Below are 22,724 nucleotides of genomic sequence, written 5' to 3'. Positions count from 1 at the left end.
TCACAACGTGCATCTGTACCAAAGCGGAGAGGTCGGCGTCAGCCCTCCCGCTCGGCCGTCACGGACAATCGGCCGAAGCGTTCGGCACGCCCGCACATGTCAGTGATCCAGGGCAGCAGATGCGGAGCGCCGCACCGGCCCACGGAAATCAAGGGGTTCCCGCGGCTCCGAGACCGAAGGGAAGCGGCTGGCGGGTCGGTCTCGCCACACGGCGCTCAAACCTCCGGAGCCCCGCCGCAAAACTTTTGCGGCGCAGGAACCGCAACGTTTACGTGCAGATTGTTTCTCTGCGCAGACGGACTAATGCCGTGGCGGCCCTTCAACCGGGATTGCCTCACTGATACATTCCGCGCGCACCAGGACGAAGACCACGGTACGCGACCACGGGGCGGGGGGACGGCATTCGCGACATGGATACCGCGGAGACGGATACCGAGGGCGCGGCGCTCGCAACGCCGGCGCCGGGCGATTCACCGTCCGCGGTGCAGGCGCGCCTGATGCCGCCACGCCTCGTCGGCGCGCTGATGGCGCTGCTGGATGTCGTTGCCGTGGTCGCCGCCACCGCGGCCGGACTGTTCATCCGCTGGCACTTCGCCGATTACTTCGAGAAGGACCTCCAGGTCGACCTGCAGCTGCTCGCGGTCGCGGGCCTCGCCGTCCTGGCCGTCAACGGCTCGCTCGGGCTCTATCCGGGCTACGGCCTGAGCGCTCCGGAACGTTTCCGCCGCCGTCTGCTCGGCGTCGTCCTTGTCTTCGCCGTGGTCGCCGCCTGGGACTATCTGCTCCAGCACGGCCTCTGGTCCCGCGTCGTCACCGTGGGCGCCTGCGCCCTCGCGCTGATGCTGACGCCGTTCCTCAACGACCTGCTGCGCCGGCTGCTGCAGGCCAGCGGACGCTGGGGCGTTCCCGCCGCCGTCTACGCGACCAGCCCGGAAGCGGTGGACGAGGTCGTCCACCTGCTCCGCCGGCGCCATGAACTGGGCTTCGTGCCGGTCGTGGGGCTACTCGACGCCGACAGCGGCCGCACCTGCTCGGTTCCGCTGAAGCGGCCGAGCCTGCTGCCGCGCGGCGGCCGCGGCGGCATCGAACATGTCTTCGTGTATATGCCGCAGGTCGGACCCGACGGCTGGGAACGTGCCGTCGACCGCGTCGCCGCACCGCGGATCTATCTCATTCCGAATCTCAACGGACGGCGCTCGCTGTGGGTCCAGGCGATGGACCTGCAGGGCACCCTGGCACTGTCGCATTCGGACAATCTGCTCGACACGCGCAAGATCGCGATCAAGCGCGTCATCGACTTCGCGCTGGCGGTCCCCCTGCTGGTGCTGCTGGCGCCGCTGCTTCTGACGATCGCCGCGCTGGTCCGCCTCACCTCGGCCGGCCCCGCACTCTTCGTGCAGCAACGCGTCGGGCGGGACGGCAAGCGCTTCGGCGCCTACAAGTTCCGAACGATGGTGCCGGACGCCGAGGCGCAGCTGGCGGCCTTCCTCGCCGCGCATCCGGCCTCGCAGGTGGAATACGAGACCTACCGCAAGCTGAGGGACGACCCGCGGGTCACCATGATCGGCCGCCTTCTGCGCCGCTACAGCCTGGACGAGCTGCCGCAACTGCTGAACGTCGTGCGCGGCGAGATGAGCCTGGTCGGCCCGCGCTGCTACTTGCCGGGGGAGATCCCCGACATGGGCGGCCAGGAGGAGATCGTGCTGAAGGTGAAGCCGGGCATCACCGGCTTCTGGCAGGTCTCCGGCCGCAACCGGACGACCTTCGCCGAGCGGGTCGAGATGGACGTCTATTACATCCGCAATTGGTCCGTCGCGTTCGACCTCTACATTCTCTACGAAACGGTCTGGGCGGTTCTGACGGCCCGCGATGCCTACTGACCTCGTTCGCTCCGCCGGTTCCCGATCGGCCCTCTCGGATCCGATCCTCTACCTCCTCCTGTTCTCGGTTCTCGCGGCACCCGCGGCACTCGGCGCCGTCGATGCCTGGGTCTGGTCGACCCAGGCGCTTCTCGCCGGCATCGCGCTCGCCACGTGGGCGGCGCACGTCGCGCTCGGGCACCCGCCGACGGTCGCCCTGCGCCGCCTCGCCGTTCCCGCGAGCCTCTTCACCGCGGCGCTTGCCTGGGCGTCTCTTCAGGCCAGCGGCTGGAGTCCGGCGGCGTGGCATCATCCGCTGTGGCCCATGGCCGCCGAGACGCTCGGAACGACCGGCATCGGGGCAGTCTCGCTGGCCCCCACCGACACAAGCGACGCGATCCTCAGGCTGTGCGGCTATGCGGCCGTCTTCTACCTGGCCGTCAACCTGTGCCGGGACAGGCGCCGGGCGCGGCTGGTTCTGGCGGCCGTCGCCGTCATGGTCACGCTCTACGCGGCCTATGGGATCGCCGCCCACCTCTCCGGTGCCGAGCGCATCCTGTGGATGGCGAAGACGTCCTATCACGGCGACCTGACTGCGACCTTCGTCAACCGCAACACCTTCGGCGCCTTCGCCGGGCTGGGTTTCCTGTGCCTCGTCGGCCTGTTGTGCGACGGGCTCGGCCGGACGGCGCGCGGCGTGTCCGCCACGATCGAGCGACGCAGGCTCATGGCCGAGTTCATGGCCGGGCGCGGCGCCCTACTGCTCGGCGCAATGTTCGTCGTCGGGACGGCGATCCTGCTGACCCATTCGCGCGCCGTGCTCGCCTGCACCCTCGCCGGGTCCATCGTGCTGCTCCTGGCGCTTGGCCTGTCCGGTGCTCTCTCACTGCGGCGCACGCTGGCGGCCGTCGCCGCCGGCGCGGCACTTCTCGGCGTGGCCTTCCTCGCCGGGGACGGGACAGGGACCGGAGACCGGTTGCTCCAGGTCGGCGATCATGCCGAAACGCGCATGGAGATCTATCGGCGGACGGCCGACGCGATCGCCGATTCGCCCTGGCTCGGCACGGGCCTCGGCACCTTCGCCCACGGCTTCCGCCTCTATCGCAGCCAAGCGGTCGCCGCACCCTTCACCGAGGCCCACGACACCTATCTCGAGACGGTGATGGAACTCGGGCTGCCGGCCGGCCTCGCATTGATTCTCGCCGTCGCATCGTTGCCGGCGCTCTGCGTCCTGGGCCTGATCCGACGGCGCCGCGGGCTGGCATTTCCGGCGGTCGGCCTCGCGGCGAGCACGCTGGTCGGCCTGCATGCGATCGTGGACTACAGCATCCAGAATCCCGCGGTCGCCGCGCTGTACGCGCTGATCATGGGCGCCGCCTGCGCCCAGTGCTGGAGCAGCCGGGTCGACACGGGCCGCTGAACACCCCTTCGCTTCACTCGATCGAGCGGTGCAGCAGCTTCTCGACGAACCACAGGCCGGTCAGGACGAGCACCGCGAAGCCGAAAGCGACCAAAGCCAGCTGATAGAAGCCGGCACCGCAGGCGAGACCGATCGCACCGCAGATCCAGATGTTGGCGGCGCTGGTCATCCCATGCACGGAACCGCCCGAGCGGATGATCGCCCCCGCACCGAGGAAGCCCACCCCCGTCATCACGCCTTCGATCATGCGCAGCGGGTCGGCCCGGGTATCGGGAAAATCGACGTGAAGGGCATCGTAGATTTCCATCGTGACCACGGCCGTCGTGGCGGCGCCGAGTGCGATCAGCATGTGCGTGCGCATGCCCGCAGACTTCCCGCGCACCTCGCGGTCCAGCCCCAGGACGCATCCCAACACCGCGGCGACGCCGAGCCGCAGCGCCATCTCGCTCAAGGCCCAGCCTTCGGGCAGGTCAACCATCAGCCTCACCGTTCCGTTGCGAAAGGAACGCGCGAGGCCGCGGAGGGTGCCCGAGGATCGACTGCGTCTCAGTGCGACATCAGCAGGGGGATCGACGCCGTCTCGAGCACGTGCCGCGTCACTCCGCCGAGAATCATCTGCCGCAGCCGCCCGTGGGTGTAGGCGCCCATGACGATCATGTCGGCGCCGCGGCGTGCAGCGGCAGCCATCACATTCTCACCGATCGACCCGGTGAATTCGCGCATCGTCTCGACATCCGCGCCGATCCCGCGCCACAACAGCCTCCGGGCCAGCGCTTCAATCGACAGGATGCCCTCGCTCCAGCCCGAGACGGCGAGAATCGCGACATCGTCGGCGCGGTGGAGGAACGGCATCGCGGCACTCACCGCACCCGCGGCTTCGGGGCTGCCGTTCCAGGCGATCAGGATTCGCCTGCCGAACGCGGTGACGGGTACGGGCGGTGCCACCAGGACCGCCTGACCGGTCTCAAACAGCGCCGTCTCGAACAGCGTCGACGGCGGGCCGTCGGATGCATCCACCGGCCGGCTCACGGCGATCAGGTCGGCGGTCCGGCCAGCGATCGCGACGATCTCGTCCTCGCGACCGGTCACCTCGCGCCAGGAGGCGCTCGGCCCGGGCCCGTTCGGCATCTGCGCCTCGTAGAGGCCGTGGCGGGCGAGCTGGGCGCCGAAGAGGGCACGCGCGCCGATGGACCGGTCGACCGCGTCGCGCTCGGCGGCCACCAGCACGTCCTCGACCAGTGCCCCCGACATCCCCTCCCCGACATAGGGGATCATCGTGCGGGCGTCGGGCTTCAGGTAGAGGACGTCGAGGTGGCTGTCGAACATGCCCGCGGCGGCGCAGGCGAGATCGAGAGCGGCGTGCGAGGCCGCCTCGCTGATGAACGGAACGAGGATCGTCTTCGGGCCCATGCACTGTCTCCCGCCTCGCCATGCAGGAGCCTAGCACAAGCCGTGCCGCGGGCTTGCAGCCCGCGCATCCGGCGCCTCAGGCGGCCTTTTCGAGGGCCGCGACGCCGGGCAGGGTCTTGCCCTCGAGCCACTCGAGGAAAGCGCCGCCCGCCGTCGAGACATAGGTGAAGCGCTCCTCGACGCCGGCACGCGCGAGGGCCGCGACCGTGTCGCCGCCCCCGGCGACCGTGACCAGCTTGCCGGCCTCGGTGAGATCGGCCGCCGCCTGGGCGACGGCATTGGTGCCCTTGTCGAACGGCTCGATCTCGAAGGCGCCGAGCGGGCCGTTCCAGACCAGGGTGCGCACGCCAGCGAGGCGCTTCTTCAGGTCCTCGATGCTGGCCGGGCCGACGTCCAGGATCATGCGGTCCGCCGGGACCTCGCCGATCGGCACGATCGTGGAAGCGGCACCGGCCTTGAACTCGGAGGCGACGGCGGCATCGACCGGCAGGACGATTTCGCAGCCGCGTGCCTTGGCGGCGTCGATGATGCCGCGCGCCGTGTCCGCCAGGTCCTTCTCGCACAGGCTCTTGCCGATGTCGGTGCCCATCGCGTGCAGGAAGGTGTTCGCCATGCCGCCGCCGATGACCAGCAGGTCCACCTTCGCGAGGAGGTTCTGCAGCAGGTCGATCTTGGTCGAGACCTTGGCGCCGCCGACGATCGCCATCACGGGCCGCTCGGGATGTTCCAGCGCCCGGCCGAGCGCCTCCAGTTCCTCCTGCATCAGGCGGCCGGCATAGGCCGGAAGGAGCTGCGCCAGCGCCTCGGTCGAGGCATGGGCCCGATGCGCGGCGGAGAAGGCGTCGTTGACGAAGACGTCGCCGAGCGCCGCCAGCTTCTCGGCGAAGGCCCGGTCATTCTTTTCCTCCTCGGCGTGGTAGCGGAGGTTCTCCAGCAGCGCGACGCCGCCTTCGGAGAGGCCGCGGACGGTCTTCTCGGCGTCGGGGCCGACACAGTCGTCGCCGAACGCGACGGGCGTACCCAGCACCGCGGCCAGGGCGTCGGCCACCGGCTTCAGCGACATGCCCGGCTCGCGCTTGCCCTTCGGCCGGCCGAAATGCGAGAGGACGACGACCTTGGCGCCCTTGCCCACCAGTTCGCGAACGGTCGGCACGGTGCGCTCGATGCGGGTCATGTCGCCGACCTTGCCGTCCTCCATCGGGACGTTCAGGTCGGCGCGGAGCAGGACCGTCTTCCCGCGCGGATCGAGATCGTCGATCGTCTTGAACTTCGGCATGTCTCTCGGCCTCGACAGATGGCGCGATCCCGCCCACGGAACCGCCGGAAATGCTCTCTTTTACACGCTCTCCAGGGTTTCGGTAGACTCAGGCGTTCCGGTAGACGGCATCCGGCCCCGGCTCGCCATCGACCACCGCCAGCCGGCCGTCGTCGACCATGCGGAGGATGTGCGCCAGGACCGAGCGGGCGGCGGCACGGTGCAGCGTCTCCGGCACGTCGGCATACATGACGCGGACCATCTCCGGGATCGTCTTGGGCCCGTCGGACAGGCAGGCGGCGATCTGGACCTCCCGCTCGTTGCGATGCGCGATGAAGGCGCGCACGAAGGGCTGCGGATCGCGCACCGCCGGCCCGTGACCCGGCCAGTAGGTCGTCTCCGGCCGGCCCAGTAGCCTGTCCAGGCTCGCCATGTAGTCGGCCATGTCGCCGTCGGGCGGCGAGACCACCGAGGTCGACCAGGCCATCACATGGTCGCCGGACAGCAGGACGTTTTCTTCCTTCAGCGTGAAGCAGAGGTGGTTCGAGATGTGCCCCGGCGTGTGCAGCGCCTCCAGCGTCCAGCCGTCGCCGGCGATCGTGCCGCCGTCGGGCACCGTCACGTCCGGCCTGAACGACATGTCGCCGCCCTCGGGCGAGGCGAACGGCCACTGCCGCCGCACGCCGGTGCCGTGCGGCCCGAAGCCGTAGGTCTTCGCCCCGGTCGCTGCCACCAGCGCCGGGACGCCCGGCGAATGGTCGTTGTGGGTGTGGGTGACGACGATGTGCGTCACCGTCTCGCCTTCGACGGCGCGCAGGATCGCCGCGGTCTGCTCCGGCAGGTCCGGGCCTGGATCGACCACCGCCACGTTGCCGCGGCCGACGATGTAGGTGTTCGTGCCCTTGAAGGTGAAGAGGCTGGGGTTGGGCGACGTCACCCGGCGCAGGAGCGGGCTGAGTTCGTAGCAGCGGCCGGGCTCGACGTCGAAGTCCTTGTCGAAGGGAATGGGTGCGGCCATGGCGCGGCTCCGGCTCTAAGGGGACGCGCATGTTGGCCGAAGGGCGCGGACGCCGCAACGGCGCGCCGCATCCGCCAATTTTCACGAGTGGGCGTCAGTTGTTGCTGATCACCGCGAGCGCACCGGCGCTGATCGCGAGGCTGCTGAGGATCTGCGTCAGGTTGAGCGAGAAGCGCATCGGGTCGAACGGCCGCAGGTCGCGCGGCACGATGATCGCCGAGCCGGGCGCCAGCACGGGCGCGCGGCCGCGCCACGAGGACGCGGAGAACTGCGCCGCAGACCCGTCCGGCGCCACGATGAACATGCGGCTGCGGTCGGCGTCGGCGGTGATGCCGCCCGCCGCCTGGAGGTAGTTGCGCGCGGTGAGCGCCTCGCCGAACTGCTGCGCGCCGGGATTGAACACCTCGCCCGACACGAAGACCGACCAGGGCCGCCGCGGGATGAACAGGCGGTCGCCCGGCTCGACGGTGATGTCGAGTTCGGGCTTGGCGAGCAGGATGTTGGGGTCGGCCTCGATCACCATGCGGCCGATCGGCTCGCTCGACTCGATCTGTGCGACCAGGTCGCGCAGAACGCCGAGGCCCTCGGGACGCAGACGGTTCTCGTCGTCGGCGGTGCTCTCGCGCACGAGCGCGCGATTCAGCTCCGCCAAGGCACGCTGGCGGGCGTCGAACTCGGCCTGCTGCACGCTGGCGCGCGTGAACACCGCCCCATAGGGATAGGCGTTGGCGCGCAGGCCGCCGGCCCGGCTGATGACCGAGGACAGCCGCTCGCCGACGATCAGGTCGTAGCGGCCCGGCCGCTGCACCTGGCCCTCGACCAGGATGAAGCCATCCTCTCGGCCCGAAACGGCCGGGTTGACCCGCACGATAGAGCCGACCGGGGCGCGGACGGTCGCCGGAGACGTCCGGTTGAGGTCGACGGTCGTGCGCTGCGGCGTCTGGCGCGACTCGCCGGCGGAGGCGGTGAACCAGGTGAGTTCGACCGCGCTGGCGTCCGCCTGCCGCGTCAGGCCGCCGGCCGCCCGGATCACGTCCTCCAGGGTGACAGAACCCGCGACCGGATAGTCGCCGGGCACATTGACACCGCCGACCACGGCCACCGCATTGTCCAGCATCAACCGGCGCAGCCCGAGTTCGGCGAGCAGCCCGTCACGCGGCACGTCCGATGACGGCCGGCGACTCGTCGCTGCGTCCGTGCCGGTGAACGCGTCTCCGTTCTGCCATGCTCCGCCGCGGGCGAGACGGTCGGCATCGTCCCGCCGATCCATCGCACGGTCCCGGTCCGGGAGGCGCCGGTCGTCGGCGCGGGGATAGTCCCGATCCCCTGCCCGCCCGCTGGCCTGCGTTTCCCGGCCGATGCGTCCGCGATCGCGGTCACCGTCGTCGCCGGCCAGTTCACGGCCGCGCGCCCGATCGCGCGCGTTCCGGTCGCGGGGCGCGTCGTCCTGCTCGGCCAGGGTGCGGCGCACCTCGCTGTAGCCGAAGACCTGGACCTCGTCGCGGTCGGCCAGCGGTTCGTCGGTGCGGCCGGCCATCACGTCGGCCGGATTGAACAGCAGCAGGCGCCGGGTCAGCGTCCGCGGATCGACGCGCGAGATGACGCCGAAGAGCAGGTAGGGCTCGTCGCGATAGACCGAGAGGTCGCCGATCAGGTCGCGCAGCGTCGGCGTCGACTTGAGGCTGCGCGTGCCCGGAAAGCGGACATGACCGTGCAGCGAGACCGACGGCTCGTCGACCACCACCACGCCGCCCTGGCGCGCCCCGCCGGACGCCCCGACCAGATCGACGCCGCTGCCGCCGCGGGCGCCGGCCGCGGCCAACGCAGCGTCGGACCGGCCCGGCTCCGCCACCGGATAGATGCCCGGGCGCAGGACGTTGCCGCGCACCAGCACGGCGTTCTGCATGATGAAGACGAGCAGTTCGGGCACGTCGGCGAACAGTTCGGGACAGCGCTCCGGCCCGCCCGCGAGATCGCGCGCCGCACGGTTGAAGCGGCCGGCCGCGAGTTCGCTGCGCGGGTTGCTGCGGATCCAGCGCGCCAGCGACTGGATGCCGGCACAGGTGCGCAGGTCGCGCGCCACCTCGCCCCGCAGCGCCTCGCCGACCCCTTCCGAGCCGAGGAAGGCGAGATGGTCGAATCCCAGGACATAGACCTTGTCGTCGTCGCCGAGGCGGACGTCGGTGCCGCCGCCGAGGACCGCGCCGAGGTCGAAGGCGCGGAACTGCCGGGCGGCGCTGGGCGAGTCGCTCTGCACCACGGCGAACGGCAGGTACGGATCGGGCAGGAGGGCGCCCGGGCCGCGCAGGAGCTGCCTGACGGAGCGTGCCGACGAGAGGGGATAGGTGCGCGGCGTGCGCACATGGCCGGCGAGTTCGACGCGACCGACGGGGGCGCTGGCGACCGGCTGGACCAGCAGGATGTCGCCGTCGCGCAGCGGCTGGTCGGCCGGCGAGCGGATCTCGACCAGATCCTCGCGCCCGTCGGCGAGCCGACGCATCACCTGATAGCTGAACGGCCCGCGTCCGGTGGTACCGCCGGCCAGCTCCAGCATTTGGGCCGCTGCGACGGCACTCGTGCCAGCGGAAAGCTCGAAGATGCCGGGCCGCTTCACCTCGCCGGCGACCGCCACGGTGGCACCGATCACCGGCACGAAGATGCGGTCGCCGTCGGCAATGCCGTAGTCGCGCTGCGCGCCGAGCCGACCCAGGACGAGGTCGTAGAGGTCGAAGCCCACGACGTCGCCGCCGCGCAGCACCTGGATGTTGCGCAGCGAGCCACTCGACCGGATGCCGCCGGCGATGTGGATCGCGTCGACAACGCTGGCGAGGCTATTGAGGTCGACGGCGCCGGGATTGCCGACCTCGCCGTTCACCAGCACCGAGATCTGGCGGACCGCGCCCAGGTTCACGAAGGCTTCGGTGGCCGAATAGGTCGATTCGATCTGCGCCTGCAGCGTCTCGCGGAAGGTGCCGAGGCGGACGCCGGCCGCGGGGATCGGCGGCAGGTCGGCGACCACGACCGAGCCATCGCGGCCGACGCGCGTGCGCACCGTGCGGCTCACCTGTCCGCGCAGCACGATCACCAGTTCGTCGCCGGTGCCCAGGACGTAGCCGTCCGGCGCGGCGCCGGTCTGGCGCAGCGTGACGCTGCGGCCGCTGCCGAAGGCGCGCTGGCCGATCAGCCGAAGGGGGCTGCCGGCACGTTCGGAGAAACTGCGTTCCAGCGACGACAGCTCGACCGGTTCCTGCGGTCCGGTCGACGGGCGGATGACCTGGGTGTCGCGGCGGTCGTCACGGTCGCTGTCGCGGTCGAAGCCGCGCTGCTCGTCCTGCCGTTCCAGCAGGGGCACGAGTTCGCTGGGCAGCGACGGCAGCGACGGGACGGAGCGATCCTGGGCGCGCAGCGGGACGACCAGAGCGGTCGCGACCAGCAACAGGGCGACGCCCAGCAGGAAGCCGACCCGCAGGCGCCACGACGCAGCGCGTCGACGGGGTGATGTCCCCGGCAAGGTCCGACGCTGCCTGCGGCTCATGCTGACCGACTGCTTCCCCCGACGGCGGCGGCGCCGCCGGCATACGTTCGAGGCGCGATGGCCCCAGGCGGCGCATTGTGGCGGCGCCCTCTGCGGGGATCAACCGTCGCGTCGGCCCGCCAGCGGCATGGCGGCGCGGCACTCGCATTCCTGCCGCGGCTGCGGCATCGTGCGCCTTGCCCCCTCCCCTGCCGGATCGCAGCCATGGCCGACCACCGGACGATCACCCGCGATGCGATCGCCGCCACCGAGCGGCTGATCCGGCGGCATGTGCGCCATACGCCCGTGATGACCGTCGACATGGCGGATTTCGGCCTGCCGGCCCGGCCGGTCGCGCTGAAGCTCGAACTGCTGCAGCACACCGGCTCGTTCAAGGTGCGCGGCGCCTTCGCCAATCTCCTCGGACGCAAGGCGCCCGCCGCCGGGGTGACCGCCGCCTCCGGCGGCAATCACGGCGCCGCGGTCGCCTATGCGGCGCGCGCGGTCGGCGTTCCGGCCCGCATTTTCGTGCCGAGCGTCACCTCGCCGGCCAAGCTCGACCTGATCCGCAGCTACGGCGCCGACCTGGTGGTTGCGGGCGAGCGCTATGCGGACGCCCTCGCCGCCTGCGAGGACTTCGTGCGCGAGAGCGGCGCGCTCGCCGTCCACGCCTACGACCAGACGGAAACGCTGCTCGGCCAGGGCACGGTCGGGCTGGAGATCGAGGCGGACGCCCCCGATCTCGACACGCTGCTGGTCGCGGTCGGCGGCGGCGGGCTGATCGGCGGCATCGCCGCCTGGTTCGGCGGCCGGATCAAGATCGTCGCCGTCGAGCCGGAGGCGGCGCCGACGCTCCGCCGCGCACTCGATGCCGGCCGGCCGGTCGACGCGCCCGCCGGCGGGCTCGCCGCCGATTCGCTGGCGCCGAAGCGGATCGGCGACCTGATGTTCCCGATCGCGCAGGCGCATGTCGCCGACGCGCTCCTCGTCACCGACGACGAGATCCGTGCGGCGCAGCGCGCCCTGTGGGATGCGACCCGGCTGGTGGCCGAACCGGGCGGTGCCGCCGCCTTCGCCGCCCTGCTCTCGGCACGCTACCGCCCCGGCCCGACGGAGCGCGTCGGGGTGCTGCTGTGCGGCGCGAACACGACGGCCGTGCGGTTCGACTGACCGACGGGCGGACGTGGCGGGTTTGCACGCGGCACGCATGCGTCTATGAACGGGCGCCGTTCCAGACACGGACATGGCCATGGCCCCCGGGACCGCAGAAGCCGCCGATCCCAACGACGCGCTCCGCCGGCGCGCGACCCTCGCGAGCGTCGCGGTGGCTCTGGTCCTGATCGTCGCGAAGCTGGGCGCCTATGCGACGACGGGGTCGGTGGCCCTGCTGTCGTCGCTGATCGACTCCAGCGTCGACGCCTTCGCCTCGATCGTCACCCTGGTCGGCGTGCGCTACGCCCTCCAGCCGCCGGATGCGACGCACCGCTACGGCCACGGCAAGGGCGAACCCCTGGCGGCGACGGCGCAGGCGCTGTTCATCGCGGGCTCGGCGGTGCTGCTGACCTACCAGGCGATCAGCCGGATCGTGAATCCCGAGCCGCTGCGCCAGAGCTGGATCGGCATCGCGGTGATGGGGGTCTCCATCGTCCTGACGCTGGTCCTGGTCGCCTACCAGCGCCGGGTGATCGCCAAGACCGGGTCAGTCGCGATCACCGCCGACAGCCTGCACTACAGCGGCGACCTGGCGATGAATCTGGCGGTCATCGCCGCCATCCTGCTCGCGGAATGGACGGGGCAGACCGTCTTCGACCCGCTGTTCGCCATCGGGATCGCGCTGTTCCTGCTCGTCTCGGCCGGCCGAATCGCCCAGCACTCGCTCGACATGCTGATGGACCGCGAACTGCCGGCGGACAAGCGCAGCCGGATCCGCGAAATCGTCATGACGCATCCCGAGACCCGCGGCGTCCACGACATGCGGACCCGCAACGCCGGCGACCGCTACTTCATCGAGTTCCACCTGGAGCTCGACCGTCACCTCACCCTGGAGGAGGCGCACGACATCACCGACGCCGTCGAGGCCGAGGTCATGGCGGCGTTCCCCAATTCCGAGGTGCTGATCCACCAGGAGCCCGAGGGCCTGGAAGACGACCGGCTGGACCGGCGCCTGCGCCGCTGACCCTCGGCCCACGGCGTCCATCTGGCCATGGCGCCCGTTTGGCCGGCTCTCGCGCCATGCGCCGCGACCTCCTAACATGCCGCGCGAATCACGAGGCACGCGAGGGAGCGGATGAGCGAGATACCCCCGATGTTCGACCTGTCCGGCAAGGTCGCCGTCATCACCGGCTCGACCAAGGGCATCGGCAAGTCGATCGCCGAGCAGATGGCCGCCCTGGGCGCCAGGGTGGTGGTTTCCAGCCGCAAGGCCGACGTCTGCGACGCCGTCGCCGCCGACATCAACGCGAACTGGGCGAAGCACGGCGGCGCGGCCATCGCGGTGCCCTGCAACATCTCGCACAAGGACCAGTGCGAGGCACTGATCGCGCGCACCGTCCAGGAATGGGGCAAGGTCGACATCCTCGTCTGTAACGCCGCGGTGAACCCGTTCCTCGGCTCGATGCGCGACATCCCCGACGAAGCGTTCGACAAGACGATGAACGCCAACGTGAAGAGCAACGTCTGGCTGGTGAACGCCGTGGTGCCGGGCATGATCGAGCGGAACGACGGCGTCATCCTGATCATCGCCTCCACCGGCGGCCTGCGCGGCACGGCGACGCTCGGCGTCTACGGCATGTCGAAGGCGGCCGACATGGCGCTGGTGCGCAACATCACGGTGGAATGGGGCCGTCACAACATCCGCGCCAACTGCATCGCGCCGTCGCTGGTGAAGACCGACATGGCGAAGGCACTGTGGAGCGACCCGAAGCGCGCCGCCGCGATCGAGAGCACCTACCCGCTGAAGCGCATCGGCGAACCGGAGGACATCGCGGGCATCTGCGCCGCGCTCGCCTCGCGTGCCGGCGGCTGGGTCACCGGCCAGACCATCGTCGTGGACGGCGGCATGCTGTCCGCCGCCACCAGCGAAATCTGAGACCGGAGGACAGGCGCAATGATCCCCGAGATGTTCGACCTCTCCGGCAAGGTCGCCGTGATCACCGGCTCGACCAAGGGCATCGGCAAGTCGATCGCCGAGCAGATGGCGGCACACGGCGCCAAGGTGGTGGTCTCCAGCCGCAAGGCCGACGCCTGCGACGCGGTCGCCGCCGAGATCAACGAGACGTGGGCACGCGGCCCGGGAGAGGCCGTCGCCATCCCCTGCAACGTCGGCCGCGACGGCGACCGCAAGGCGCTGATCGAGGGCACCATGGCGAAATGGGGCCGGATCGACAGCCTGGTCTGCAACGCCGCGGTGAACCCCTATTTCGGCTCGCTGCTCGAGATCCCCGACGAGGCCTTCGACAAGGTCATCGACGTCAACGTGAAGGCCAACATCCGGCTGGTCGGCATGGTGGCGCCGCAGATGAAGGAGCGGCGGGACGGCACGATCATCATCGTCTCGTCGGTCGGCGGCCTGCGCGGCGACGCCAAGCTCGGCTCCTACGGCATCTCCAAGGCGGCGGACATCCAGCTGGTGCGCAGCCTGACGGCCGAACTGGCGCCCTACAACATCCGCTCGAACTGCGTGGCGCCGGCGATCGTGAAGACGGACTTCGCCCGCGCCCTCTGGGAGGACAAGGAGCGCTACGCGACGGCCATCCGGACCTACCCGATGGGCCGGATCGGCGAGCCGGAGGACGTCTCCGGCATCGTGCTCATGCTGGCCTCACGGGCCGGCAACTGGATCACGGGCCAGACCATCCCCGTCGACGGCGGCATGATGTCGGGCATCGGCCGCTGACACCAGTTCGGGGGCGAGCGCGGGCAGGGTGAAGGCCTCCTGCTCGCGCGACATGCCGCGCAGGCGGAAATGGCCGAGCGAGAAGAGCGGCCTCGCCGCCTTCTCGGCGAACGCTCCCGAGACGATCAGCGGCAGCCCGAGCGCCTTGTTCACGTCCTCCAGCCGGGCGACCAGGTTCACGGCCGGCCCGATGACGGTGAAGTCCAGGCGCGACGGCGAACCGATGTTGCCGTACATGACCTCGCCGACGTGCAGCGCGATGCCGAAGGCGAGTGGCGGCTCGCCCGCCATATCGCGTCGCTCCTGCACCTCGCGGACCGCCTCGATGGCGGCGATCGCAGCCGACAACGCCTCCTCCACCTGCTCGGCGCAGCCCTCGCCGTCGATCGGGAAGATCGCGAGCATCCCGTCGCCGACGAACTTCACGATCTCGCCGCCGAAGCGCTCCACCGCGGCGCCGACGCAGCCGAAGAAGTCGTTCAGCATGTCGATCACGGCGTCGCGCGACAGCCGCTCCGACGCCGCCGTGAAGCCGCGGATGTCGCAGTACCAGAGCACAGCGGAGATCGTCTCCCCGTCGCCGCGCAGGATCCGGCCCTGGAGGACGTGCTCGCCGGTGCGATGGCCGAGATAGGTGTCGAGCAGCGTCGCGGTGAGCCGTCGCGCGGCATGGATCTCGAACACCATCCCGAGCAGCGGCATCAACGTGTCGATGATGTTGATGCACCCGTCCGAGAAGCCGCCGGGGTTCTTGGTCGCCCAGACCGCGGCCTGGGACTGGCCTCGGCCGAACGCCATGGGAAGCGCGTAGTAGTCGGTGTAACCCTCCTCGACCAGTTCCCGGAGGATCGGGAAGTCCAGTTCTGGATCGGGGCCGACCAGCCGGCGGCGGATGGTCTCGCCATGCTCGTAGATGCGGAAGAAGGGGCTCTCGCGGTACTGGCGGTCGATGGTTTCCGACCGCTCGATGCCGGTCTCGATCGCCGCGCCCTCGTTCAGGCGCCACGAATAAGTATAGGCGAGTAGCTGGGGATGGATCGTCGCCATGTTGATCGTGATGCGGTCGACAGGCACCCCGATCCCGTTCAATCGGACCGCGAGTGCATCGAGAAAGGCGCGACCCGTATCCAGCAGCCGGCCCTCGCGCAGGACCCAGTCCACGATTTCCGAAGGATGGCCCGTCGCGGCACACAATGCCGTGACCGCCGCGCTGTACGCATCGGTCTTTTGGCTCAAATCCCCACTCCTGCGGCAGGACCCGCCGCTCATATTCCTTCTTGCGGCAGATGCGTGCTTGCTTTCTGATAGTAAAGGGGAACGTTCAGGATGGAACGGGCAGCGAAGAATGCCCGACCGACCTGCCGAGATTGTTTGACAGGATGACCGCTCCCAATGGGCCGGGCACCGATCGCGACTGTTCGCGAAGGTCCCGGACCGACGCGGCTGCGCCGCGGCAGGACTGTCGGGATCCTGCCGGATCGACGAAGCCGTGTGCATGGCATCAGCCCGACACGGTAACCGTGCACGCAGCACGGAGCCGATCCAGCGGAGCGCACCGAGAGATGATGAAATATCAGCAGGAGACCGGGGCAATCACCCAGCACGACGTGCCGGTGGTGGTCAAATGGTACAACACGACAAAGGGCTTCGGCTTCGTCCAGTTCGACGACGGCAGCCCGGACGCCTTCCTTCACATTTCCGTGGTCCAGCAGAGCGGCCACGACGACCTGCCGGAGGGAACGCGGCTGGTCTGCGACATCAGCGACGGCCGCAAGGGGCCGCAGGTCGCCTCGATCGTCCGCGTCGAGGAACTGGGGCGTCCCCAGAGCCGGGGCACGGATGCCGGCGGCCCGCGGCGGACCGCGGCACCGGGCGCAGCGTCGGGCGAGACGATCGAAGGAACGGTGAAGTTCTTCAACATCGACAAGGGGTTCGGCTTCGTCACCCCGGACGGTGGCGGCAAGGACGTCTACATCTCGGCGCGCACCCTGGAACGCCTGGGCGTGACCGGCCTGGAACCCCAGCAGCGCGTGCGCCTCTCCGCCCGCATGGGGCAGAAGGGCCCGATGGCGGACCGCATCGAACTGCTCTGACCTTGCGGAGCCGCCCCCCGGCCGGCCTGTGGCGGGCATTACTGCCCGCCTCCGGCCGCTTGCGGCTATGATGGGTCCGGTCCGTCACCCAGGCTGTACCCGTGACCCGTTGGCTGCAGATCGTCCTGCCCCTGTTGTTCCTGCTCGGCGCCGCCGCCCTGCGGGCGCTCGATCCGGGGGCGGTAGCGGATCTGCGCCTCAAGGTCTTCGACAACTACCAGCGCGCCGAACCGCGGCCCTATGAGGCGGTGCCGGTCACCGTCGTCGACCTGGACGACGATACGCTGGCGAAGAACGGCCAGTGGCCGTGGCCGCGCACGCTCCTCGCCGACCTGATCGCACGCCTGCAGGAGCAGGGGGCGGCGACGATCGCCCTCGACATCGTGCTGTCCGAGCCCGACCGGACATCGCCTTCGGCGGTGCTGGCGCTCTGGCCGGACCTGCCCGAGACACGCGCCCTGCGCGACCTCGTCCGGAACGGTCGCCTGCTCGACCACGACAGCGCCCTCGCCCGGGCGATCGAAGGCGCACCCGTCGTGGTCGGCTTCGCCCAGGCGGACGGCACGACCGCCGCCGCGCCGCTGCGCAAGGCCGGCATGGCGGCTCTGGGGTCCGATCCCTCGCCCCACCTGCTGCACTATCGGGGCGCGGTGCCGACGCTGGAGGCGATCGGCCGGGCGGCGGCGGGCAGCGGCGCCGTGGGTGTGGCACCGGAACCCGACGGCATCATCCGACGCATCCCGCTGCTGATCAGCTATGACGGCAAGGTCTTCCCCGCCCTCGGCGCCGAGGCGCTGCGCGTCGCCATGGGCGCCAGCACCTATGTCGTGAAATCCGCCGGCGCCAGCGGCGTGGTGTCGTTCGGCGAGGCGACCGGGATCAGCGAGATCCGCATCGGCGACGCGATCGTGCCGACGGACCCGTCCGGCAGGATCTGGCTCTACGATACGGGCCCGGTGCCGCAGCGCTCGGTCCCGGCATGGCGGATTCTCGACGGCAGCGCGCCTGCCGACAGGATCGAAGGTCACATCGTGCTGATCGGCACCAGCGCCGCCGGCCTCAAGGACATCCGGCCGAGCCCGCTCGACCCCGCCGCACCCGGGGTGGTGCTCCAGGCGCAGCTGATCGAGCAGATCCTGACGGGACGCTATCTGCAGCGGCCGGACTGGGCCGACGGTGCCGAGTTCCTGTTCCTCCTCCTGCTCGGCGGCATCGTCCTCTGGATCACGGCGCTGCGCCGCGCCAGCGCCGCCTGGGCGGCTTCGATCGCGGCGATCGGCATCGGGGCGGCCCTCGGAGCGTCCTGGTTCGCGTTCACGTCCGTCGGCATGCTGCTCGACCCGATCTACCCCGCGATCGCCGTGCTCGGCGTGCACATCTCCTCGTCGCTGCTGCGCTACCTCAGGACGGAGCAGGAGAAGCATCAGATCCGACGGGCCTTCTCGCACTACATGGCGCCGGCACTCGTCGAGCGGATCGCGGAGGACCCCAAGCTGCTGAAGCTCGGCGGCGAGATGCGCGAGATCACCATCCTGTTCTGCGACATCCGCGGCTTCACCAGCATCTCGGAGCAGTTCTCCGCGGAAGAGCTGACGCACCTGATCAATCGCTTCCTGACGCCGATGACCGATACGATCCTGGAGACCGGCGGGACGATCGACAAGTATATGGGCGACTGCATCATGGCCTTCTGGAACGCCCCGCTGGACGATCCGGAGCATCAGCGGCACGCCTGCGAGGCGGCACTCGCCATGCACACGCGCCTCGAGGCCTTGAACCGGGAACTGAACGAGGAAGCCGTCGCCGCCGGACGGCCGCCGATCGCCCTGCACGTCGGGATCGGCCTCAACACCGGCATCTGCTGCGTCGGGAACATGGGATCCGCCCAACGCTTCGACTATTCGGCGCTGGGCGACGACGTGAACCTCGCGTCGCGGCTCGAAGGCCAGTGCAAGACCTACGGCGCCGCGACAATTCTGGGAGCGAGCACCCAGGAAGCCGTGGCGGACCGTTTCACGACGCTGGAACTCGATCTGATCCAGGTCAAGGGCAAGAAGGAGCCGGAGCGCATCCACGCTCTGCTGCCCTCACCGCCCCCCGGCGAAGCGCCCGCCTTCGCCACGTTCGCGGCGCATCATGCGGCGATGCTCGCAGCCTACCGCGAACGGCGCTGGGAGGACGCACTCGCACGCATCGCAGAGAGCCGTCCCGAGGCCGAGCGTTTCCGGCTGGGCGACCTCTACGCCGAGTTCGAGGCGCGGATCGCCGCCTTCCAGACCAATCCGCCCCCGCCCGACTGGAACGGCGTCCACGTCTCGCTCAGCAAGTGAGGCCCTGCAGGTGAGACGGGGTGCCGCCCCGCCGGGCGCAACGGCGCGTCAGTCGGCGGTCTCCCGCTGGCTGCCGGCCTTGGCGGCCAGGGAGGCGGCGAGAAAGTCGTCGATGTCGCCGTCCAGAACGGCGGTCGGGTTGCCCTTCTCCACGCCGGTCCGCAGGTCCTTGACCATCTGGTAGGGCTGCAGGACGTAGGACCGGATCTGGTGGCCCCAGCCGATGTCGGACTTGCCGGCCTCGATCGCCTGGGACTCCGCCTCGCGCTTCTGCAACTCCGCCTCGTAGAGCCGCGCGCGGAGCATCTCCATGGCGCGGTCGCGGTTCTGGTGCTGCGACCGCTCCGTCTGGCAGGCCACGACGATGCCGGACGGCAGATGGGTCATGCGCACGGCGCTGTCCGTCTTGTTGACGTGCTGGCCGCCGGCGCCGGACGCCCGATAGGTGTCGATCCGCAGGTCCTTGTCGAGGATCTCGATCTCGATGTCCTCGTCGACCACGGGATAGATCCAGACGGACGCGAAGCTGGTCTGGCGCCTCGCCTGGGAGTCGAACGGCGATATGCGCACCAGCCGGTGGACGCCGCTCTCGGTCTTGAGCCAGCCGTAGGCGTTGTCGCCGGACACGCGAATGGTCACCGACTTGAGACCCGCCTCTTCGCCGGGGCTCTCCTCTATCAGTTGGGTCTTGTAGCCGCGCGCCTCCGCCCAGCGGGCATACATGCGCAGCAGCATCTCGGCCCAGTCCTGCGCCTCGGTGCCGCCGGCGCCGGCGTGGATCTCGACGAACGCGTCGTTGGCGTCGGCCTCGCCGGACAGCAGGCTGGCGAGGCGCGACCGCTGCGACCGCGCATGCAGGTCGCGCAGGGCCTGCTCGGCTTCGTCTACGATGCTCTGCTCGCCCTCGGCTTCGCCCAGTTCGATCAGGTCGATGTTATCGGCCAGCCCCTGCTCGAGAGCCTTGGTGTCGCGCACCGCCGCCTCCAGCCGGGTCCGCTCGCGCATGACCTTCTGGGCCGCTGTGGGGTCGTTCCACAGATCGGGACGCTCGGCCTCGGCATTCAGCTCGTCGAGGCGGACGACTGCATTATCCCAGTCAAAGATGCCTCCGGATCAGGGCGATGGCATCGCGGATCTCGTCGACCAGGGCCTGAATTTCGGGACGCATCGGACGCAAGGCTCCAACTGGGATGAGGGGAACGGGCGCGAACCGATGACGGATCGCGCCCGCGAAATCAATAGAGACCCTGAAGGCTCGGGCTCGGCGCCGGGGCGGAGCGTGCCGGCGGCGGCGCTCCACCACCACCGCCGCCACCGCCGCCGCTACGCGACGGCGGATAGAGGCGCTGCGGATCGTAGGGCGCCGCCGCACCGGGCGTCGGCGTCGCGGGGGCGGGCTGGCCGTAGCCGGGCGCATCCCAGCCGCCATACGCGGCGGGCTGACGATCGTAGCTGCCCGCATACTGCCCCTGCGGGTAGAAGCCGGGATCCGGACCGATGCCGTATTGCGGCGCCGTCATCTCCATCGTGTCGCCGATGACCGGCCCGCGCCAGCGCGGCTCGGTGCCGGGCTTGAACGCTTCGAGGATCACGTCGCCGGCGCCGGGCTCGGGCGGCAGACCTGTGGAACGGCTGATGCGGACCAGCTTCGCGCCGGGAGGCACCGGGAACGGCGAGGAGGGCATGAACTCCAGCGCCTCCTGCATGAACTCCTTGAAGACCGGAGCGGCCACGCTCGACCCGGTCTCGCGCGGGCCGAGGGTGCGCGGCGTGTCGAAGCCGACATAGACCCCGACGACCAGACTGGTCGAGAAGCCGACGAACCAGGAGTCGAACGAATCGTTCGTCGTCCCCGTCTTGCCCGCCAGCGGATGACCGGGGATGCGCACGCGCGTGGCAGTGCCGCGCTCGATGACGCCCTGCATCATGGACGTCACCTGGTAGATGCTCACAGGATCGGCCAGCTGCTCGCGCATGGCGATGATCGGCGGCACCTGGGCGGACCGGGCGAAGGCGCCGCTGCAGCCGTCGCAGGAACGGTCGTCGTGGCGATAGATCGTCCGGCCGGTCCGATCCTGCACCCGGTCGATGAGGCTCGCCTCGATCTGCTTGCCGCCGTTGGCGATCTCGCCGTAGGCATTGGTCAGGCGCAGGAGCGTCGTCTCGCCCGCGCCCAGCGACATGGACAGGACGCGCGGCATCTTGTCGAAGATGCCGAAGCGCTCGGCATACGCGGCCACCTTGTCGATGCCGATGTGCTGGGCGAGGCGGATCGTCATCAGGTTGCGCGACTTCTCCAGGCCGGTCCGCATGGTGACGGGACCGAGCGTGTCGCCGGCATAGTTCTTGGGCCGCCAAACTCCGAGTCCGGGCCCCTGGTTGAACTCGATCGGCGCGTCGAGAATGATCGTGGCGGGCGTGAAGTCCGATTCCAGGGCCGCCAGATAGACGAACGGCTTGAACGCCGAACCCGGCTGGCGCTTCGCCTGGGTCGCGCGGTTGAACTGGCTGCGATCCGGGCTGAAGCCGCCGACCAGCGCCAGCACCCGACCGGTCTGCGGATCGAGCGCCACGAGGCCGCCGTCGACGGCCGGGATCTGGCGCAGCGCGAAGGCGCCCTGCCCCTTCGCCTCGACCGCGACGACGTCGCCGGCCGAAAGAACGTCGGAGGGACGGCGCGGCGGCGCGCCGACGCGCTCGCCCTCGAGCCAGGGCCGCGCCCACTTCATCTCGTCGAACGGGATCGTTCCGCTGCGACCGTCATCGAGGCCGACCGTCGCCCCGCCGCCGTCCACGGACAGAACCACGGCCAGTTCCCAGTCGCCCAGCGACGGCAGGCGCGGAATCCCGGCGAGCCGCTCCTGCCAGCCGGGCCCGGCGGAGATCTGTGCGATCGGCCCCCGCCAGCCGTGGCGGCGGTCGTAATCGATCAGGCCGTCCCGCAGCGCCTTCTCGCCGAGGCGCTGCATCCGCATGTCCAGGGTCGAGCGGACCGACAGGCCGCCCTCGTAGAGCGCCTTGTCGCCGAAGCGGGCAACGATCTCGCGCCGTACCTCTTCGGAGAACCAGGGGGCGGTGACGTACTCGGTATCGTCGCGCTTGTGAACCTCGAGCGGCTGAGCCCATGCCGCCTCCGCCTGGCTGCGATCGATGCGGCCGTCCTCCAGCATCCGATCGATGACCCAGTCGCGTCGATCCCTCGCCGCCTTGTTACGGCTGACGGGGTTGTAGTTGTTCGGTGCCTTCGGCAGGGCGGCGAGGAACGCCGCCTCGGCCAGGGTGACGTCGTCGAGCGACTTGTTAAAGTAGTTCATCGCCGCCGCCGCGACACCGTAGGAGCCGTAGCCGAGATAGATCTCGTTCAGATAGAGCTCGAGGATGCGTTGCTTGGAGAGCGCCTGCTCGATCCGGAAGGCCAGCAAGGCTTCCTTGATCTTGCGGTCGACGGAAACCTCGTTCGTCAGCAGAAAGTTCTTCGCGACCTGCTGGGTGATCGTCGAACCGCCCACCGGCCGCCGGCCGGACGCGATGTGGACGAGGTTGGTGACCATCGCGCGCGCCACGCTGGAGACGTCGATGCCCGGATGCTCGAAGAAGTTCTTGTCCTCGGCGGCGAGAAAGGCGTCGACGATCGACTGCGGGATGACGTCGATCGGCACGAAGAGGCGGTGCTGCGTTGCATACTCGGCAAGCATCCGGCCGTCGCCCGCATGCACGCGCGTTGTGACCGGCGGCTCATAGTCGGCCAGCTGGGCATAGTCCGGGAGATCGTCGCCGTAGCGCTGCACCACCATGTAGGCGGCAACGACGGTAGCGATCCCCAGGAACAGGAAGACCGTAAACAGTATGCGCAGGAACCTTGCCATCTCGCGCTTCCAGCCGGGGATGGTGACAGCCGCACGTCGGCGACGTCGCCAACATAATGCTATT

At 69.9% G+C, this 22,724-nt stretch carries 16 protein-coding genes; 8 read left to right on the top strand and 8 right to left on the bottom strand.

Annotated elements, in window-relative coordinates:
* Positions 1–410 precede the first annotated feature (410 nt).
* Both ABIE65_RS24515 and ABIE65_RS24510 read left to right on the top strand, forming a co-directional pair.
* Positions 411–1,880 (top strand): exopolysaccharide biosynthesis polyprenyl glycosylphosphotransferase, encoded by a 1,470-nt coding sequence (locus ABIE65_RS24515; RefSeq protein ID WP_354081418.1) that lies wholly within the window; start codon positions 411–413, stop codon positions 1,878–1,880.
* On the top strand, positions 1,870–3,279 hold the full coding sequence (locus tag ABIE65_RS24510; protein WP_354081417.1) for an O-antigen ligase family protein: 1,410 nt from the start codon (positions 1,870–1,872) through the stop codon (positions 3,277–3,279). The genes ABIE65_RS24515 and ABIE65_RS24510 overlap by 11 nt, the downstream gene beginning before the upstream one ends.
* A gap of 13 nt (positions 3,280–3,292) precedes the next feature.
* Here ABIE65_RS24510 and ABIE65_RS24505 read toward each other — a convergent pair whose 3' ends face one another.
* From ABIE65_RS24505 to ABIE65_RS24485, 5 genes are all read right to left on the bottom strand, one after another.
* Positions 3,293–3,757 carry an MgtC/SapB family protein gene (locus ABIE65_RS24505; protein WP_354081416.1) on the bottom strand — a complete coding sequence of 155 codons (465 nt, stop codon included), beginning with the start codon at positions 3,755–3,757 and terminating at the stop codon, positions 3,293–3,295.
* A gap of 68 nt (positions 3,758–3,825) precedes the next feature.
* On the bottom strand, positions 3,826–4,689 hold the full coding sequence (locus ABIE65_RS24500; protein ID WP_354081415.1) for a universal stress protein: 864 nt from the start codon (positions 4,687–4,689) through the stop codon (positions 3,826–3,828).
* Positions 4,690–4,765: 76 nt separating this feature from the next.
* Positions 4,766–5,965: a phosphoglycerate kinase gene (locus ABIE65_RS24495; protein ID WP_354081413.1), complete on the bottom strand. Its 1,200-nt coding sequence runs from the start codon at positions 5,963–5,965 to the stop codon at positions 4,766–4,768.
* An 88-nt stretch (positions 5,966–6,053) separates the two neighbouring features.
* Positions 6,054–6,962 (bottom strand): MBL fold metallo-hydrolase, encoded by a 909-nt coding sequence (locus ABIE65_RS24490; RefSeq protein WP_354081412.1) that lies wholly within the window; start codon positions 6,960–6,962, stop codon positions 6,054–6,056.
* Between the two features lie 94 nt (positions 6,963–7,056).
* Positions 7,057–10,497: an SLBB domain-containing protein gene (locus ABIE65_RS24485; protein WP_354081411.1), complete on the bottom strand. Its 3,441-nt coding sequence runs from the start codon at positions 10,495–10,497 to the stop codon at positions 7,057–7,059.
* A gap of 204 nt (positions 10,498–10,701) precedes the next feature.
* Here ABIE65_RS24485 and ABIE65_RS24480 point away from each other — a divergent pair, with 204 nt between their 5' ends.
* The 4 genes from ABIE65_RS24480 (at position 10,702) to ABIE65_RS24465 (ending at position 14,371) form a co-directional block, all read left to right on the top strand.
* Positions 10,702–11,646, top strand: coding sequence for a threonine/serine dehydratase (locus ABIE65_RS24480; protein WP_354081410.1), 945 nt, complete (start codon positions 10,702–10,704; stop codon positions 11,644–11,646).
* 79 nt (positions 11,647–11,725) lie between these two features.
* On the top strand, positions 11,726–12,652 hold the full coding sequence (locus ABIE65_RS24475) for a cation diffusion facilitator family transporter (protein ID WP_354081409.1): 927 nt from the start codon (positions 11,726–11,728) through the stop codon (positions 12,650–12,652).
* Positions 12,653–12,763: 111 nt separating this feature from the next.
* Complete coding sequence (locus tag ABIE65_RS24470; RefSeq protein ID WP_354081408.1) at positions 12,764–13,564, top strand: SDR family NAD(P)-dependent oxidoreductase; 801 nt, start codon at positions 12,764–12,766, stop codon at positions 13,562–13,564.
* Between the two features lie 18 nt (positions 13,565–13,582).
* The gene (locus ABIE65_RS24465) at positions 13,583–14,371 is read left to right on the top strand and encodes an SDR family oxidoreductase (RefSeq protein WP_354081407.1); all 789 of its coding nucleotides are present in this window, start codon (positions 13,583–13,585) and stop codon (positions 14,369–14,371) included.
* Here the strand turns inward: ABIE65_RS24465 and ABIE65_RS24460 are convergent.
* Positions 14,297–15,607, bottom strand: a complete 1,311-nt coding sequence (locus ABIE65_RS24460) for an adenylate/guanylate cyclase domain-containing protein (protein WP_354081406.1) — start codon at positions 15,605–15,607, stop codon at positions 14,297–14,299. The two genes, ABIE65_RS24465 and ABIE65_RS24460, sit on opposite strands and share 75 nt — an antisense overlap.
* Positions 15,608–15,936: 329 nt before the next feature.
* On the opposite strand from ABIE65_RS24460, the gene ABIE65_RS24455 reads away from it, so the two are divergent.
* Positions 15,937–16,464 (top strand): cold-shock protein, encoded by a 528-nt coding sequence (locus tag ABIE65_RS24455; RefSeq protein WP_354081405.1) that lies wholly within the window; start codon positions 15,937–15,939, stop codon positions 16,462–16,464.
* 101 nt (positions 16,465–16,565) lie between these two features.
* Positions 16,566–18,794, top strand: coding sequence for a CHASE2 domain-containing protein (locus tag ABIE65_RS24450; protein WP_354081404.1), 2,229 nt, complete (start codon positions 16,566–16,568; stop codon positions 18,792–18,794).
* 48 nt (positions 18,795–18,842) lie between these two features.
* On the opposite strand, the gene prfB is transcribed toward ABIE65_RS24450, so the two are convergent.
* Both prfB and ABIE65_RS24440 read right to left on the bottom strand, forming a co-directional pair.
* Positions 18,843–19,962, bottom strand: a protein-coding gene (gene prfB / locus ABIE65_RS24445; RefSeq protein ID WP_354081403.1) for a peptide chain release factor 2 whose coding sequence is annotated in 2 segments (ribosomal slippage) — positions 18,843–19,892 and positions 19,894–19,962 — 1,119 coding nt in all. Because the reading frame shifts where the segments join, the coding sequence is not laid out codon by codon here.
* A gap of 67 nt (positions 19,963–20,029) precedes the next feature.
* Positions 20,030–22,660, bottom strand: coding sequence for a penicillin-binding protein 1A (locus tag ABIE65_RS24440; protein ID WP_354081402.1), 2,631 nt, complete (start codon positions 22,658–22,660; stop codon positions 20,030–20,032).
* Between the last annotated feature and the right edge of the window lie 64 nt (positions 22,661–22,724).

The organism is Constrictibacter sp. MBR-5 (assembly GCF_040549485.1).
Classification (GTDB): domain Bacteria; phylum Pseudomonadota; class Alphaproteobacteria; order JAJUGE01; family JAJUGE01; genus Constrictibacter.
Note: the sequence above shows the minus strand (reverse complement) of the source record. Positions and strands in the feature narration are given on the sequence as shown.